Origin of the sequence: Flavobacterium sp. FlaQc-28 (assembly GCF_044007415.1) — a bacterium.
In the GTDB taxonomy this organism is placed as follows: Bacteria; Bacteroidota; Bacteroidia; order Flavobacteriales; family Flavobacteriaceae; genus Flavobacterium.
On record NZ_JBIPCM010000009.1, the window covers coordinates 148,372 to 166,774 of the forward strand.

An 18,403-nucleotide genomic window follows, 5' to 3' on the forward strand; every position below is an offset into this window, starting at 1 on the left:
AATTATGAAAAGTAAAATCGTAATTGCAATTGCAATTTTGGCATTGTATTCATGTCAAAATAAATCGGAATCAAAAAATATTGTAAAAACTATTGTGCAGGATACTTTGTCTAAAACATTGGGAGGAACGGCAAATCTTAGCGAAGCGCCTCCAAGAGATGATAAAGCAGTCGAATTGATTAGGAAGCAATTAAGTGTTTTGTTGAAGAAAGATATTCCAGCTATGACAAAAGACGATCGTTATTTTTATTATCAAGAATTTGATTTGAATAATGATAAGAAAAACGAATATTTTGTTGGTTTTTCAAATTCTTATTTCTGCGGAAGCGGAGGCTGTTCTGGATATATTTTAAACAACGATGGAAGTGTAATCAATCGTTTTTCAGTAACTGATTTTCCAATTTATGTAACGACTTCATCAACTGAAAAGTTTTATGATCTAATATTTGAAAGCGGAGGTAAATTTCATCTTTTAAAAATGAAAGGCGGAAAATATCCTTCAAATCCATCTGTTCAGGAAGTTATAAAAGGTAATGTTCCTAAAGAAAGTACAAAAATCTTAGATATTAATTCTAAGAAATCGGAAAAGTTTTCATTTTAAAGAAAAAATAAAACCCGACAGATTTTAAAGACCTGTCGGGTTTGAATATTAGTTAATTTCAGAATTTGGAATTTCCAAAAATTGAGATTTTAATAATTTATCCTACCAATTCCACGAATTTAAATTCACCTTCAACGGCAACTTTAGTCAAACCATGTTTTGATAAATTTTTCATAGCTGCATCCCATTTTTTACCGCTTAAATTAGCCGTAACTTTTAGTTGCGAAAGATCCATTTTGTTTTCATTCTCTTTAAGGAAGTGAATAATTGCTTTCTCTTCGTCAGATAATTCAATTAATTGTTTTTTCTCCGGACGCATTTGCGGGAACAATAAAACTTCCTGAATAGAAGCATTATTAGTTAAATACATAATCAAACGATCCATTCCAATTCCCATTCCAGAAGTTGGAGGCATTCCGTATTCAAGTGCTCTTAAGAAATCTTCGTCGATAATTCCGTTTGCTTCGTCATCACCTTTTGCTGCCAAACGCATTTGATCTTCAAAACGCTCTCTTTGGTCAATTGGATCATTCAATTCAGAATACGCATTTGCGATTTCTTTTCCGCAAACCATTAATTCAAAACGTTCCGTCAAGTCTGGATTATCACGGTGCTCTTTACAAAGCGGAGACATTTCTTTTGGATAATCAGTAATGAAAGTTGGCTGAATATAGTTTCCTTCGCATTTTGCTCCAAAAATCTCATCAATCAATTTTCCTTTACCCATTGTTTTGTCCACTTCAATTCCCATTCCTCTTGCCGCTTCAAACAATTCTTCTTCCGTTTTTCCAGAAATGTCAAAACCAGTAAAATGTTTGATAGAATCGGTCATTGTTACACGAGCGTAAGGCGCTTTAAAGTTAATTTGGTGTTCGCCAAAAGTAACTTCGCTAGTTCCGTTTACGGCAATTGCACAATGCTCTAATAAACCTTCAGCAAATTCCATCATCCAGTTGTAGTCTTTGTAAGCTACATATATTTCCATTGCAGTAAATTCAGGATTATGCGTTCTGTCCATACCTTCGTTACGGAAGTTTCTAGAAAACTCATAAACACCTTCGAATCCACCAACAATTAATCTTTTTAAGTATAATTCATTCGCAATACGCATATAAAGCGGAATGTCAAGCGAATTATGATGCGTTATAAAAGGTCTAGCCGAAGCACCACCAGGTATTGACTGCAAAACTGGAGTGTCAACTTCAAGATATCCTGCATCGTTAAAATAACCACGCATTGCTGTAAATAGCTTTGTACGTTTGATGAAAGTTTCTTTAACTTGTGGATTTACAGTTAAATCTACATAACGCATTCTGTAACGTAACTCAGCATCATTAAATGCATCGTGAACGTTTCCTTCTTCGTCAACTTTTGGCAACGGAAGCGGGCGTAATGTTTTACTCAAGAATGTAAAACCGCTTACACGAATACATTTTGCACCAACTTGTGTAGTAAACAATTCACCTTCGATACCAATAAAGTCACCTAAATCAGTTAATTTTTTAAATACTTGGTTGTATAAAGTTTTATCGTCGCCTTCGCACAAAACATCACGATTCACGTACAATTGAATACGTCCTTCGCTATCCTGCAATTCAGCAAAACAAGCTTTACCTTGATCACGAACACTCATCAAACGACCCGCAACGATAACCTTCTTACCTTCTTCAAACGACTCCTTTATTTGCTTCGAAGTATGATTTACAGGAAAAAGATTAGCTGGATAAGGATTGATTCCTAAGCTGCGTAAGTTTTGAAGTTTTTCTCTTCTGATGATTTCTTGTTCTGATAATGCCATTTTTGTGCTTTTTTTAAGAGTGCAAAGATAAAGAAAAGAATGTAGATTTTAGAATGCGTATTTTAGAATTTTTGCAGCAGCAATTTATTGTATTTCAATCCCCTTTTGCCCCGTATAGATTGGTGTGGGGACTATGTATTGTTTTAAAATAAAATAGTTTTGTAAGAAATTGAATCAGAATCTAGTTATCTTAGCGACTCATAAAAACTCAGAATCTTCTAAAAAATGAAATTTATATCAGTCTTTTTATTATTAATTCTGCTCACAAGCTGCACTATAACCGAAACGATAATAATAAACCCAGACGGAACTGGCAATATTGAAGTTTACAGTCTTCGGGATGAAAATAGTGTTATGCAGTTACGAAAAAACAGTCCTTCTTCAGAGAAATTTATTGATACGATATTTGTTTTTCAAGATTACATCACTAAGTATCAAGAAACTTTTGTGCGATTTAGTAAATCAGATCAAGCATTATTTCAGGAACATTCTAATGTGAAAATGCATGTAAAGACGGATCCAATTCAGATGGAGAATTTTAATATTGTTTCATGTGATTTTAAAAAGATAGAAGAAGTTCCTAATGTTTATGAAAGTCTTAGTTTAGCGAGTTGTTTAAAAGAAAATTATACGATAGTTAAGCCGTTTTATAAAATAAAATACAGTTTTGACGGTGTTACATTTAGAAGAAATTTGGTAATCACTGATCAAGAAAAATTTGATGAGAGAAGGAAAGAAGTAGAGGACAAAAAAAAAATATTTTCTAACTATAAATTAAAACAATCTTATGTCTTAAACTACTATTTTCCAAGAAAGATAAAATCGATTTCAAATGAAAAAGCGGTTATAAGTGCCGATAGAAAATCATTAAGTTTAGAATTTCAGCTTTCAGACTGCCTGCAAAATCCTGAATTGACAAATTTGGAAGTGATTTTAGAATAAAACTTAAATTATTATCAAAAGAAAGTATCTTCGCGGCTTACTAACCAAAAAATTAAAATCATGAAAAAAGGACTGTTTTATATCCTTGCAGTATTATGTATGTCAAGTTGTACTATTAAAGAAAAAGTGGTTATAAATGAAGATGGCTCAGGATCTTTTTCATATGGATTTGACATGGCGGGAATGTATAAAATGGGAATGAAAAGTTCGGATTCTTTAAAGGATAAAAAGGTTATTGATACTACATTTAATTTTAAAGAATTATTTGATAAAGCAAAAGATAGTATAGCAAAACTGCCGGCAGCAGAGAAAGAAATGCTTAAGGTGCTTGAGAATTTTAAAATCAGCTTAAAAGTGAACGAAGAGCAAAAGCAAATGGAGTATAATATGATATTTGATTTTCCTGATTTAAACAGTATTCAGAAAATGGCATCTCCAACTCAGGCGATGGAAAAATTAGCTCTTTCGGATAAAAAGCGACTTGGAGCTTTAAGTGCAGCACCAAAATCAGAGGATAATAACTCTACTTTGTTTCTTTATGATGGAAAGAGTTTTACTAAAGTGATTTCGAGTACAGAGGATAATAAAAAAGAAGTTTCAAAACCTAAAAAGAAAAAAGGAAAAGAGGAAGATGATCCTTTTTCTAAGAAAATGGACGATATGATGAAGGAATGTAAATATTCTATGGAATATCATTTTCCTAAAAAGATAAAAACGGTTTCTTTAAAAAATGCTGTGATTGCTGCTGATAGAAAGAGTTTTATTTATGATGTTCCTTTAGAGAATATGCAGGATAACAGCAATATGAATATTGGGTTTAAGGTAATATTCGAAGATTAATAAGCAGGTTTACAAAGTAATATTCTTTTGAATAGAGTTCGTATATTTGATAAAAAAATTACACAACGATGAAATTATTAAAATTATTAAGTTTTTCTTTTTTACTAGCCTTTTTAACAAGTTGTACTTTTACTGAAAGTATTTACATCAATGATAACGGAACTGGGAAATTTTCTGTAGATATGGATGGTTCTGCTTTGATGGAAATGGCAGGCGATCAAATTGGAAATCAAATGGGAGCCGATGCCAAAAAAGATATTGATTCTAGTTTTACTTTCAAGCAATTGTTTGAAGAGAAAAAAGACAGTATTGCTAAGTTGTCTCCAGAAGTTCAAAAAGAGTTGAAGAAACTGGAAAGTTTTGCTGTTCATACCAAAATGAGCAGTGAGAAAAAGCAATTTTTAATGACTTTATCGACTGATTTTAAAAATGTAAATGAACTGCAGGATATTTTACAAACTGCTAATGTACTTCAAAAACTTGAAGGAGGAGCGGGAGCAAGTCCTTTAGGAAGTGGTTTTGGGAACAATAATAGTGTGCTGACCTATACTTATGACACTAAAAAGTTTACTAGAAAGGCAATAATTGATCCTAAAAAAGTTGCCGAAATGGTCAAAGATTCTGCAGGAATGTCAAAAATGATGTTTGCATCTTCAACTTACGTTGTGAGCTATCATTTTCCGAAAAAAATCAAAAAAGTATCAAATCCGAATGCGTTATTCAGTGACGATCGAAAATCAATTACAATTCAATACCCTTTTACGGATTATATGGAGAATCCTGACAAACTCAACTTTGAAGTAGAGTTTGAAAAATAATTAAGATGAATAAAAAAATTCAACTTCAAGATCTAGGAAACAGAGATTATAAATCGACGTGGGAATATCAGGAAGAGCTTTTTAAAGCTATAGTTGATTTAAAAATCAAAAATAGAAGGGAAGAACTCAATTTACCAACTCCCAATTATTTATTGTTTGTTGAGCATCCGCATGTTTATACTTTAGGCAAAAGTGGTGATTTAGAAAACTTGTTATTAAACGAGAAACAGCTTGAAGCCAAAGGAGCAACATTTTACAAAATTAACCGTGGAGGAGATATTACTTACCACGGACCGGGACAAGTTGTGGGTTATCCAATTCTAGATTTAGAAAACTTCTTTACAGATATTCATAAATATTTGCGTTTCTTAGAAGAAGCAATTATTATGACTTTGGCAGAATACGGATTAGAGTCGGGCAGGAGTGAAGGTGAGACTGGAGTTTGGCTTGGTGTTGGTACGCCATTTGCCCGTAAAATATGTGCAATGGGCGTTCGTGCTTCGCGTTGGGTTACTATGCACGGATTTGCATTAAATGTAAATGTAGATTTAGGATATTTTGACAATATAATTCCATGCGGTATTCGTGGTAAAGGCGTTACCTCTTTAAACGTTGAACTTGGTGTTGAACGAGTTGATGAGGAAGAAGTAAAGTCTAAAATCAACAAACATTTGGCTCATTTATTTGAAGCTGAATTTATTACAGAAAAGTCGAACTAAAACTAGTTTTAGTTTTTGAATATTTAGTTTATACCTATTGAATATAATTGCTTTTATAGAAATTATATTCAACGGGTTTTTCTGTTTTAGGTATGGATATGATCGATAAAAAAGCAATTTTAAATAGTTTAAGACTTCCTGAAAAAGAGTTGGAGGAATTATCGAATATATGTGAGCATAAAATAATGGACAAGGGAGATTATTTTATTGCGGCAGGTCAAATCCCTCGTAAGATGGCTTTTGTTTTTAAAGGATTGTTTCGATACGTTTATAGTAACGAAAATGGTAACGAGTTTACAAAAAGCATCATTACCGAAAACAATTTTATAAGTTCCTATTCAGCAATGATTCATAATAGTGCTTCTTATTTTTCTGTTGAAGTTTTGGAAGAAGCAGAAATTTTGGAAATTGATTATTTGAGATGGCTGGAAATGAAGGAGAAAAACTCTTTTTGGAGTGTCTTTTTGCTTCAAATATTAGAAAAAGCTTTTTGTGTTAAAGAGAAACGAGAGCGGGAATTACTGCTTTTAGATGCAGAAAAACGATATGAAATTTTTGTTGCAGAATTTCCAGATTTAGAAAACAGAGTTTCGCAGCAGATTATAGCTTCATATTTGGGTATTCAACCCGAATCACTCAGTAGAATCAGAAGAAAATTTAAGACTTAACATAGATCAATGCATAGTTTTGTGACGATGGGTATTTTTAATGCTTAATTTAAATATTGAGTTATGAAAATCACGAATAGTACTATCGTTATTACTGGAGGAAGTTCAGGTATAGGATTTGAAATGTGTAAGCAGTTTTTAAAACAAGGTAATACAGTAATTACTTGTTCACGTTCTGTTGAGAAACTTAAAGAAGCACAAAAAATACTGCCGGATTTAATTATTTATCCTTGTAATATTACAAATGAGCATGAATGTGAAGTATTTGCAAAATGGGTTGAGACTTCTTACCCTCAAATGAACATTTTGATCAATAATGCTGCGATTGTTCATAGAACAGCTTTTATAGAAGATGATTTGATTTTGCAAAAAATGAATGATGAAGTTTCAACCAATTTTGAAGCTCCAGTTCGTTTGATAAAATTGTTGTATCCTGTTTTAATCAAAAATAAAAATTCGAAAGTTATAAATATTACAACTGGTTTGGTGTATGTGCCAAGAGGTGTTTATACTTTTTATAATGCTGTAAAATCAGCCTTGCACTCCTTTACCCAAGTCTTAAGGTATCAGCTTAAAAATGAACCAATACAGATTATTGAGGTGTTATTTCCAGTTGTAAATACACCTTGGCATAATGGCAGACCTCCTAAAATTGCTATATCTTCAGAAAAGGCTGTTACAGAAATGTTTAAAGAACTTGCTAAGAACAAATTGGAAATAAGAATTTCGAAGGTGAAATTATTATACCTGCTTTTTAGAATTGCTCCGCATTTTGCATTCAAAAAAATAAATGGTTTAAGCTGATTTTTTTATTGTTTATGTAAACGGAATCCATTTTGCTTGTAGTAAATTTTGGCTTTGTTTCTGTTTTATTTATAGTACTAAAGTTAAAATTCCGTCAATAAAAGTAAGAAAAAGATTTAAATTTAACATTTATTTATTGTTTCTATAGGAAAATAATTTCATTTTTGCTGACTAATAACCAAAACTAAGCAAAAATGAAATTACAGTTTAAATGTATTTTAATGTTATTTATGATGTTAATTATACAAATTTCTTTCTCTCAGGAAAGAGTTGTTTCTGGAAAAGTTTCCGATGAAAGCGGATTTCCTCTTCCGGGAGTTAGTATTCTTGTTAAAGGAACTAAAAAAGGATCTCAAACAGATATTGATGGAAAGTATGCTATAAAAGCATCTTCAGGAGAGATTTTGATTTTTAGTTACATGGGAATGAAAACTCAGGAATTATCTGCAGCAACAGCTGTTGTGAATGTAAAATTATCAAGTGTTTCTAATGAACTTGATGGTGTTGTTGTAACGGCATTAGGAATTAAAAGAGAAAAGAAATCTCTTGGTTATGCCTCACAGGAAATAAAGGGTGCTGATTTGAATTCGGGTGTTGCCAGTGGAAATTTCCTAAATGAAATTTCAGGAAAAGCAGCCGGTGTATATGTTAGAAAAAACACCAATTTTGGAGGATCTACTAACGTTGTATCGAGAGGAGTTAAAAACCTTACGGGTGATAATCAGATGCTTATTGTTATAGATGGTATGCCTATTAACAATAGTAATATTAATTCAAATTCGGCAAAACAAACTGAGGGAGTTCGAAATACTTACGATTATGGTAATGCTGGTATGGATATTAATCCAGACGATATTGAATCTCTTAATATATTGAAAGGAGCTGCAGCTGCGGCCTTGTACGGCTGGCAGGCTGGTAATGGCGTAATCATGATTACCACTAAAAAAGGGAAGGCAAAAAAGGGGATGGGTATAACTGTTTCGAGTGAAGTTACAATTGGGTCACTTGATAAAAACACTTTCCCTGCTTATCAAAATAAATATGGCCAAGATTATGGACCAACTTATGATGATAAAGGTAATCCTAAAGGTATTCCTGTAGGGCCTACTGGAGCTTTTTTTGTAATTGATAAAAACGGTAATCAAGTTGCGACCACATTTGATGACGCGTCTTATGGTGTGGCTTTTGATCCAAATCTATCTGTTTATCAGTGGAATGCTTATACGCCTTATTCTTCAAATTATGGTAAAAAAATACCTTGGATGGCTGCGCCAAATGGCCCTGTTACTTTTTTTCAAACAGCACAAATTTTCAATAATTCTATCTCTTTTGAAGATGGAAATGAAAAGACCAATATTGTTATCAACTACAATAATTACAAAGAAAATGGAATATTGCCAAACAGTGAACTTAAGAAAAATAATTTAAGCCTTAAGTTAAATCATAAATTTACAGATAAACTTACAGCAAATGTTTTTGCAAATTATTTGGCTCAATCTACGGTTGGAAGAAACTCTACGGGATACAGTGGAGATAATGTAGCAAGTAGTTTTAGACAATGGTGGCCTTTAAATGTTGATTTAAAAGAGCTGAAAACTGTTTTTGAAAATTCGGGAGGACAGAACGTAACATGGAATATGAAAGATCCCGCAAATGGTGATATATCTTCTAAATCTGCCAACAATCCCTATTTTACGAGATATAAAAATTTTCAATCTGATGAAAGAAACCGTTTTATTGGTTATGTGCAATTAGATTATAAATTAACAGACTGGTTATCTGCTACAGGAAAAGCAAGTACCGATAGTTATTCTGAACTGCGTGAAGAAAGAAGAGCCGATGGTGCAAGCAGTGCTGTATTTGGTGTAAGCAGAGCATCAGTACCTTCTGGTTACCAAAGATATAATGGAATGTTTTCTGAACAGAATTATCAATTCACATTGAATTTTAATAGAAAGCTAACGGATAATTTTTCTTTAAATGGTCTGGTTGGTGTAAATGGCTTAAGAACACGTCGTACTTCAATATTAGCTTCTACAGAGGGAGGATTAATAATTCCTGGAATTTATTCATTGACAAACTCTAAATCAGCAGCACCATTTCCTATTGAAAAAGAAGAAAATTCGGGAGTTAATAGTATTTATGCTTCGGCTTCATTAGGATATAAGGATTTCTTATTTTTAGAAGGAACGGTGCGTAATGATGCATTTTCGACTTTGCCAAAAGGGAACAATGCGGTTAATACTTTTTCTACATCAGCAAGTTATGTGTTTACCAAACATGTTCATCAAGATTGGCTTTCGTTTGGAAAACTTAGAGTAAGTTATGCCGAAAATCCACAAGGAAATATTGATTTATATGCATTGCAGGATACTTTTGATAAGTTCGACAATTTTGGTTCAAATCCTCTTTATTCAAAACCAAGTATTGCTGCTAATTCAAATTTGCGTCCTGTAAAAACAGCTTCTCAAGAAGTTGGTTTAGAGATGCAGTTTTTTAATAGAAGACTTGGATTTGATACTAGTATTTATAAAAGTTTGAGCTCTGATCAAATTTTTCCTGTTGATTATTCTACAGGAACAGGATATTCTTCAAAATATGTAAATGCAGGTTCGGTAGAGAACAAAGGGATAGAAGTCCAGCTTAATATGACTCCAGTAAAAATGAAAGATTTTCAATGGGATATTTTTGTAAACTGGTCTAAAAATAAAAATACTGTTGTTGAATTGACAGAAGGTATTGAAATATTGACATTAGGAACTTTTCAAGGCGGGGTAAGTATTGTTGCGAAAAAAGGACAGCCATATGGCGATATCATTGGCGCTGATTATGTGTATGCAAAAGATGGACAAAAAATAACGAATAATGGAACTTATGCAATCACATCAACGACTACAAATGTTATTGGAAATGTTACTCCTGATTGGCTAGGAGGAATTAGAAATAAATTTACTTACAAACAAGTTTCATTCGGGTTCTTGATTGATATGCAAAAAGGTGGAGATATTTTTTCATTAGATCAATACTACGGGCAAAATTCAGGTTTATATGAGTCAACTGCTGGTTATAATGAGTTAGGAAATCCGGTTCGAAATACATTAGCAAATGGTGGTGGAGTTATACTTCCAGGAGTTAATACTGATGGAACACCAAATACTACAAGAACTCCAGCTCCAGAAGTAGCAGGAGGGATCTATGGCTATACAAAAAATCCACAAAAAGCATTTATATACGATGCAAGTTACATCAAATTAAGAGAAGCAAGTATTACTTATAGTTTTCCTTCGGAGGTTGTATCTAGAATGAAATTGACAGGTTTGAAATTGTCATTAGTTGGGTCTAATTTATGGATTATTCATAAAAATCTTCCAGATGCAGATCCAGAAAGCGGACTAAGTTCAGGTAACTTATCAGCAGGATATTCAAGTGGTTCATTACCTACTACAAGAAACATAGGATGTAATATAACATTAAAATTTTAAATCATGAAAAAAATACTTTTACTGATATCTTTTATTGGCATCATGACTTCATGCAGTGATGATCTTACAGATAAAAATGTTGATCCTAAAAAGCCAACCATTACTAAGGCGGAATATTTGTTTACCAATGCTCAGAAAAAAATAGTAGACCAAATGGTAAGCACAAGCGTTAATAATAATGTTTTTAGATTGTTTGCTCAACAATGGGCAGAAACTACTTATCCTAACGAAAGTCAATATGATTTAACGGGACGAAAAATACCAGATAATCATTTTAATGCTTTCTACAGAGATGTATTGTCTGATTTATTTGAATCTAAATCAATGATTGAATCTCAGTCTGCTATGACAGATTCTGAAGCTGTAATAAAAGAAAATAAACTGGCACTTATTGATGTGCTTGAAGTTTACTCCTACAGCATATTGGTTGATACTTTTGGAAACATTCCTTATTCACAAGCCGGAGATATTATAAAATATCCTTTACCTGTTTATGATGATGCTAAAACAATTTATAAGGATCTTATAGCTAGATTGATAAAAGATGAAGCTGTGTTTAAAAAAAATGCTGCGAGCCCTAATTTTGGAAATGCTGATATCATTTACTCAGGAAATGCAGCAAGTAATTTGAAATGGGCAAAATTTGTTAATTCGTTAATTGTAAGATTGTCTGTAAATATTTCGGATGTTGAACCTGATTATGCAGCAGTTCAGCTTCAGGCTGCACTTACAAATGGTGTGCTTTCAAGTAATGCAGATAATACAAAATTGGTTTATTTAACTACTACAGGTAATCAAAATCCGTTGTACACGGATTTAGTTGCCAGTAACAGAACAGATTTTGTTCCTGCCGAGCCTTTTGTTGCAGCGATGGATGCTGTTGGAGATCCTCGAATGGTTAAATACTTTGTTAATGATACACCAATACCTGTTCTTCCAGCGGGGAGAACTTTTATTGGGGGGACTTATGGAGAAGCAAATGTATACAGTAGTTCTTCGCACCTAACGAAAACTTTTAATAGTCAAACATATCCAGGCACTTTGTTTGACTATGCGGAGTTGCAGTTTTTACTGGCAGAAGCAGTAGAGAAGAACTTAATTCCTGGAGGATCTGCTCAAGCAAAAAAATATTATGATGCTGGAATTACAGCATCAATGCTAGACTGGGGATTAACAGCGGCAGATGCGACCGCTTATCTGGCAAAACCTAAAGTTGATTATAACAATGTTCAAAGTGGTGCAACTTGGAAGGAAAAAATTGGAACCCAAGCTTGGTTTGCACTTTACAATAGAGGGTTTGAGGCTTGGACATCTTATAGGAGATTAGATTTTCCTGTTCTAAAAGCACCAACCTCTGCCATTAATAAAAATATTTTGACAGTCCCTGTTCGATATACTTATTCAGGAAAAGAGCAGTCCGTAAATGGAACTAACTATACAAAAGCGGCTAGTGATATTGGCGGAGATAAAATGAATACTAAATTGTTTTGGGATAAATACTAAAGCAATCTGATGATTAAAAAAAAGACTTATCATTTTTGATAAGTCTTTTTTTTAATCGAAAAAATCAAGTTCCAGTTGATCAGGTAAAAGTCTGAAGCTCATTCGGTGATATTTTGTTGTACCATATTTTCTAATAGCATCCCGATGTTCCTTGGTTGGATATCCCTTGTTTTTTTTCCAATTATACATTGGAAATTCTTCGTGAATTTGATCCATGTATTCATCTCGATAAGTTTTTGCTAATACTGATGCCGCAGCAATGCTTAGAAATTTGGCATCGCCTTTTATAATACTTTTATTTGGGATAGATTTCAATAATTCTATTTCGGCAGGAGAAAACTGTTTTCCAACTGTGTTTTTTAATCCTAGTTTTGCATTCAAAGCACGGTTTCCATCTACAATAATGTATTCAGGAACTTGACTTAATTTTAAGATGCATTCCTGCATTCCCTTCATTGATGCATTTAAAATATTTATTTCATCAATCTCATCAGGAAATAAATGTGTTACTGAAAAACAAAGCGATTGCTCTTCGATAATTGGTTTTAATAGTGCACGCGTTTTTTCAGACAATTGTTTACTGTCATTTAAAATTGTATTCTCAAAATCTTTTGGAAGAATTATAGCCGCCGCCGTAACAGGTCCTGCTAGACAACCACGCCCTGCTTCATCTGTTCCTGTCTCTAATGTAAATCCTGAATAATTAAGCTGCAGCATCTGGTTCTTTTTTGAAGTGCAAATATTGTATTTTTTTTTCAAAATTTATTAAAAAGGCAGATTGATCAATAATGGTAGAAAGTATGTTTTTTTTTTGAATTTTATTTAGATGGATAAGGTGCAGTTCGATAAAATAATTCAAAACGCAAATTGTATTTCGTGCCAAGATTTTGATTTGTTTTTGATGCATGTTTTTTAATACTGTTAAAATTGAAGGTTACTTTCATTTAGTTAAGATATATTCTAAGTTGTAACCGGATCATCTAAATAGTGTTTTTTTCTCAGTTGCATCTGTTATGTTAAAAAAAAATAAAAATTGTTGAGTTGAAAATGAGGTAATTTTCGGGCTATCAATTGTAAATAATGAACTTAAATAACTAGTTAAGTGTGGAAATGTGTCTTTTGCTATTTTTTTTGTTAGGATAATTGTTACATTTTAAACAAAATACACTCCATTTTAAGGGTTTTGTTACAGTTTAAAATGTTAATATTGTGTTAAAATTATAAAGTTAGATATATTGTAGATAGAGCTGTATTGTTATATATAATAGGGTTTTAGCTAAAAAATGTTGATTTACTGCGTTTTAGTGTTATTGCGCTATTAAAGTAATGTTGGTGTTCTGTTAAAAAGGTTCTTGTTATTTTAAGAAATAATTAAGATGTTTGTCGCATACTAATTCAAATATATACCAAAATGAAATTAAAATTACAATGGATCTATTCGCTATTGATAGCGCTTTCTATTCAGTTTTCTTATGCTCAAGAGAGGACTGTTACAGGTATCGTTTCGGGTGATACAGGAGTTATTCCAGGGGTTAATGTTATTGTTAAAGGAACAAAAGTTAGTACACAAACAGATTTTGATGGAGGTTTCTCTATTAAAGTTAAAACTGGTGATGTACTTCTTTTTTCTTATGTTGGGATGGATCAGGTTACAGCTGTTGTAGGACCTTCTTCAACAGTAAGTGTTAAAATGAAAGATTCAGGGAAATCTTTGGACGAAGTTGTTGTTGTTGCCTATGGTAAAGCAAAAAAGAGTTCTTACACAGGTTCAGCAGTTTCAATTAAAGGAGAAGATTTTGCTAATAGAGCAGTAACAAACGTCTTGTCTACAATTGAAGGAGCTTCTTCAGGTGTTCAAATTCAAAGTGCGTCTGGACAGCCAGGTGCTGCTCCAGCAATTAGAATCCGTGGATTTAGTTCTATCAATGGATCAAATGCTCCACTTTATGTTGTTGATGGAGTTCCATTTGCAGGAGATATTAGTACTTTAAATTCTGCTGATATTGAAAGCTTAACAGTTTTAAAAGATGCATCTTCAACATCTCTTTATGGATCGAAAGCGGCAAATGGTGTAATTATCATTACTACAAAAACTGGTAAATCATCAAAAGATAAGTTTTCATTAAATGTAAGTCAAGGTTTGACTTCAAGATTGATTAAAGAATACGACAGAGTTAATGCTTTTGATTACTACCCTTTAGAGTGGGAAGCAATTAGAAACAGCCGCCCAATGGGAACACCTGCTCAAGTAGATGCAGCTAATATATATGCATCTGGTAGAGTTCCAATCGAATTGGTTACAAACCCATTTAATGTTCCAAACGGACAAATCGTTGGTACAGATGGTAAATTAAATCCAAATGCTAAACTTTTATATCCAGATGATTTAGATTGGACAAAAGAGTTGGAGAGAGCTGGTACAAGACAAAATGCTGACTTTTCTTATCAAGGAAAAAGTGATAAATCAAACTATTTTGCTTCTTTAGGATATCTTAATGAAGAAGGATATGTTCAAAAATCTGATTATGAGAGAATTTCTGCTCGTTTGAATCTTAATACTTCTTTAAAAGAGTGGTTCAAAACTGGAGTTAATTTAGCAGGAACAACTACAGATTCTAATATGGCAGTAAACGGAGTTGATAATACAAGTTCTTTTAACAATCCATTTAGAGCAACTAGATATATGGGGCCTATTTACCCTGTTTATGACCATGCACCAAACGGAGATTATTTATTAGATCCAGTTACAGGTGAAAAAATTTACTCAACTCGTAGAGGTAGTGGTGCTGCACCAGGTAGAAATATTGTTTATGAAACACTAAACAATACTGATAATCAAAAAGGATTAGCTTTATCTGCAAGAACATATGTTGAAATTAAGTTTTTAAAAGATTTTAAATTTACTGCAAACGCAGCATTGGATAAAACATACTTAAACAGAACATATACTTACAATACAGAAATTGGAGACGGTGCACCTACAGGATTGATAGCTAAAGAAAATAGAGTTCTAACTGGTGTAACTTACAATCAATTATTAAACTATGATAAGAAAATTGGAGATCATACAATTTCAGTTTTAGTTGGACACGAAAGTTTTGATTATGAAAGAGAATGGCTTAATGGTACTAAAACAGGTCAGGTTTCTCCAGATAATCCAGAGTTTATTAATTATGCTACTGTAACTGACTTAACTTCTTATACAAGAAATTATGCTACTGAGTCTTACCTTTCAAGAGTTGGATATGACTATAAAGACAAATATATTGTTTCAGGATCATTTAGAAGAGATGGATCTTCAAAATTTACAAAAGACAATCGTTGGGGTAATTTCTGGTCAGTTGGAGGTGCTTGGGTACTTACAAAAGAAAGTTTCTTAGAAAATAGTTCTTGGATTAATGATTTGAAATTAAGAGCTTCTATTGGAGAAGTTGGTAATGATTCTCATATAAATCACGATGATTTAAGTTTTTATGCAGGTCAACCAACATTTAGTTTAGGTTATGATAATGGTAGTGAAGGTGGAGCTATTACAAGTGCTGCGGGAGCTGCAAATTTAAAGTGGGAAAAAAATACACAGAAAGATATTGCTGTTGAGTTTGGATTGTTTAAAAACAGACTTAGAGGTAGTGTTGAGTATTATAACAGAAGTACAGATGATTTGATATTTTCAGTGCCAAACCCATTATCTACAGGACTTGATAATAGAATCGAAAATATTGGTTCTATGTTTAACAGAGGTTTCGAAGTTTCTTTAGATGGAATTGTTGTAAAAACAAATGATTTCTCATGGGGATTGAATGTAAATGCATCAACAATTCATAATGAAATTACAAAGCTTCCACAAAAAGAGATTATTAACGGAACTAAAAAGTTAATGGTTGGACAGTCTATGTATGACTATTGGTTGAGAGCTTGGTATGGTGTAGATCCAACAGATGGATATGCTTTGTACGTGTCAGATCCAGCTTTAATTGTTGCGGGAGATGCTACTCAAAGAGTTGTTAATGGTGTTAATGTAACGACAGATCAAAATAAAGCGTTATACCACTATGCTGATTCAGCAATTCCAGATTTATATGGAAGTTTTGGAACTAACTTTGAGTACAAAGGTTTAAGATTAGAAGTTTTGTTTGCTTACCAAATAGGTGGAAAAATGTATGATTCTAATTATGCTGCGCTTATGCATACTGGAAATAATTACGGATCTGCTTTAAGTGTAGATGCTCTTAACAGATGGCAAAAACCTGGAGATATTACTGATGTTCCTAGAATGGATGTAAGTAGAAATACACAGTCTACAGCTGCTTCTGACAGATGGTTGATAGGATCAGATTATTTATCTTTAAGACAAGTTAATTTATCTTATAAAATGCCTTCAGAGCTAATCACTAAATTAGGAGTAGATAATGCTACCTTGTATATAAATGGTGAAAATTTATTGTTATTCACTAAACGTCAAGGGATGGATCCAAGTCAAACTTTTAATGGAACAACTCAAAATAGATATATGCCATCTAGAGCTATTACATTAGGTTTAAACTTAAACTTTTAAAAAATAATATTATGAAATCAAATTATATAAAACAGATATTTTTTGCAATATCGTTATTAGCACTCACTTCATGTTCAGAAGATTTTTTAGATAAAAAGCCTACGGAATTTGTTGATTACGATGGTGTTACAAAAACGACAGATAATTTAATGACGCTTTTAAATGGTATACACAGATCATTGTATATTAGATACGAAAGTAATCAGAATGAGAATGGATTAGGAGGAATGATGCAGCAAGTTGATATTGCTGGAGATGACTTAGTTTTTCCAGCTACTAACGGATGGTTTTTACAAGTTTACAACTGGAATGGTGTGGCAAATGAAAATTCTCAGGATGTTAGATTTCCATACCGTACTTATTATAGAATAGTTAGAAACGCTAACACTATTCTAGGTGCTGTAGATGCGTCAACAGGTCCAGACGCTGACAAAAAGGTGTTAAAAGGTCAGGCTTTACTTTATAGAGCATTTTCTCATTACCAATTGGTTCAGTTATTTGCTAAAAGATATGTTAATGGAGTTGATAATTCACAAATGGGAATACCTCTTGTTTTAACTGTTAGTGATGAACCTTTGGCTCGTGCAACTGTTGAACAAGTTTATGCACAAATCAATAAAGATTTAGATGAAGCAAATACGTTATTAGTAGGTTACACAAAACCAAATAATTCTCATTTAGGTTTAAGTGTAGCACAAGGTTTAAAAGCTAGGGTAGCATTAACTCAAGGAAACTGGGCTATTGCTGCAGATTATGCTGCTAAAGCTAAAGCTGGTATTGCATTAATGAGTGCTGAGGATTATGTAAAAGGATTCAATGACTTTAATGGTAAAGAATGGATGTGGGGAAGCCATATTAATGAAGTTCAAACAGATTACTTTGGTAATTTTGGAGCTTACATGTCTAGAAATTATAATTCAACTGTTATTCGTACTAGTCCAAAAGCAATTAACAGCAAACTTTATAATTTGATTCCTACAACAGATGTACGTTCAAAATTATTTGATAAAACTGGAGCGCATACTTCGTTAAATCTTGCTTCAAATTATACTAAATATCCTTATACAAGTCAAAAATTCTTGTCTATAAGTACTGGTGATAGTAGATGTGATGTTCCTTATATGCGTGTTGCTGAGATGTACCTTATCGAGGCAGAAGCAAAAGCAAAATTAGGACAAGCTGATGCAGCTGCGGTATTATTTGCTTTAGTAAAAACTAGAGATACTGGATATACTTTGTCTACAAAAACCGGACAAGCATTAGTAGATGAAATCTGGTTTCAAAGAAGAATTGAATTGTGGGGTGAAGGTTTTAGATTTTATGACTTAAAGAGAACAAATTCTCCTCTTGATAGATCTGGTGCTAATCATAATTCAACAATTACAAACGGAGTAATCAATGTTCCTGCAACAGACAAAAGATGGCAATGGTTGATCCCTAGAGCAGAGATCAATGCTAATCCATTACTTAAGCAGAACGAATTATAGTAAATTGTAAATTTAGTTTAATGGGGTTTCTAATTTTTGAAAGATTTTACGATTATTAGAAAATTAAAGTGATTGCTCAGATTAAGTTTGCTTTACAATAAACAATAAATATTTTGATTTTTCTTGAAAACCCCGTTTACGTTTGTAAACGGGGTTTTCATTTTAGAAGCGGTTATAAAAATGCAG

13 protein-coding genes are annotated in these 18,403 nt (G+C 32.7%); 11 read left to right on the forward strand and 2 right to left on the reverse strand.

The features are described 5' to 3' along the window. Positions 1-4 precede the first annotated feature (4 nt). Positions 5-601, forward strand: a complete 597-nt coding sequence (locus ACHRVL_RS19870) for a hypothetical protein (RefSeq protein WP_395415079.1) — start codon at positions 5-7, stop codon at positions 599-601. 97 nt (positions 602-698) lie between these two features. Here the strand turns inward: ACHRVL_RS19870 and lysS are convergent, their stop codons facing one another. Continuing rightward, positions 699-2,399, reverse strand: a complete 1,701-nt coding sequence (lysS, locus tag ACHRVL_RS19875) for a lysine--tRNA ligase (RefSeq protein ID WP_395415080.1) — start codon at positions 2,397-2,399, stop codon at positions 699-701. A gap of 225 nt (positions 2,400-2,624) precedes the next feature. On the opposite strand from lysS, the gene ACHRVL_RS19880 reads away from it, so the two are divergent. The 8 genes from ACHRVL_RS19880 to ACHRVL_RS19915 all read left to right on the forward strand — a co-directional run bounded on the left by ACHRVL_RS19880 (position 2,625) and on the right by ACHRVL_RS19915 (position 12,175). Beyond that, positions 2,625-3,341, forward strand: a complete 717-nt coding sequence (locus ACHRVL_RS19880) for a hypothetical protein (protein ID WP_395415081.1) — start codon at positions 2,625-2,627, stop codon at positions 3,339-3,341. Between the two features lie 60 nt (positions 3,342-3,401). Then, a complete protein-coding gene (locus ACHRVL_RS19885) occupies positions 3,402-4,181 on the forward strand; it encodes a hypothetical protein (RefSeq protein ID WP_395415082.1) in 780 nt (259 codons plus the stop codon). Positions 4,182-4,249: 68 nt separating this feature from the next. Then, the gene (locus ACHRVL_RS19890) at positions 4,250-4,999 is read left to right on the forward strand and encodes a hypothetical protein (protein WP_395415083.1); all 750 of its coding nucleotides are present in this window, start codon (positions 4,250-4,252) and stop codon (positions 4,997-4,999) included. A 5-nt stretch (positions 5,000-5,004) separates the two neighbouring features. Beyond that, positions 5,005-5,718 carry a lipoyl(octanoyl) transferase LipB gene (gene lipB / locus ACHRVL_RS19895; protein ID WP_395415084.1) on the forward strand — a complete coding sequence of 238 codons (714 nt, stop codon included), beginning with the start codon at positions 5,005-5,007 and terminating at the stop codon, positions 5,716-5,718. 98 nt (positions 5,719-5,816) lie between these two features. Continuing rightward, on the forward strand, positions 5,817-6,386 hold the full coding sequence (locus tag ACHRVL_RS19900; protein WP_395415085.1) for a Crp/Fnr family transcriptional regulator: 570 nt from the start codon (positions 5,817-5,819) through the stop codon (positions 6,384-6,386). A gap of 63 nt (positions 6,387-6,449) precedes the next feature. Further along, positions 6,450-7,190 (forward strand): SDR family oxidoreductase, encoded by a 741-nt coding sequence (locus tag ACHRVL_RS19905; RefSeq protein WP_395415086.1) that lies wholly within the window; start codon positions 6,450-6,452, stop codon positions 7,188-7,190. 194 nt (positions 7,191-7,384) lie between these two features. Next, a complete protein-coding gene (locus tag ACHRVL_RS19910; RefSeq protein WP_395415087.1) occupies positions 7,385-10,672 on the forward strand; it encodes a SusC/RagA family TonB-linked outer membrane protein in 3,288 nt (1,095 codons plus the stop codon). A 3-nt stretch (positions 10,673-10,675) separates the two neighbouring features. Beyond that, complete coding sequence (locus ACHRVL_RS19915; RefSeq protein ID WP_395415088.1) at positions 10,676-12,175, forward strand: SusD/RagB family nutrient-binding outer membrane lipoprotein; 1,500 nt, start codon at positions 10,676-10,678, stop codon at positions 12,173-12,175. Positions 12,176-12,226: 51 nt separating this feature from the next. Here the strand turns inward: ACHRVL_RS19915 and ACHRVL_RS19920 are convergent, their stop codons facing one another. Next, on the reverse strand, positions 12,227-12,892 hold the full coding sequence (locus tag ACHRVL_RS19920; protein ID WP_395415089.1) for a ribonuclease HII: 666 nt from the start codon (positions 12,890-12,892) through the stop codon (positions 12,227-12,229). 694 nt (positions 12,893-13,586) lie between these two features. Between ACHRVL_RS19920 and ACHRVL_RS19925 the strand changes: the two genes are divergently transcribed. Next, on the forward strand, positions 13,587-16,730 hold the full coding sequence (locus ACHRVL_RS19925) for a SusC/RagA family TonB-linked outer membrane protein (RefSeq protein ID WP_395415090.1): 3,144 nt from the start codon (positions 13,587-13,589) through the stop codon (positions 16,728-16,730). A gap of 11 nt (positions 16,731-16,741) precedes the next feature. Further along, complete coding sequence (locus ACHRVL_RS19930; RefSeq protein ID WP_395415091.1) at positions 16,742-18,217, forward strand: RagB/SusD family nutrient uptake outer membrane protein; 1,476 nt, start codon at positions 16,742-16,744, stop codon at positions 18,215-18,217. Positions 18,218-18,403 lie beyond the last annotated feature (186 nt).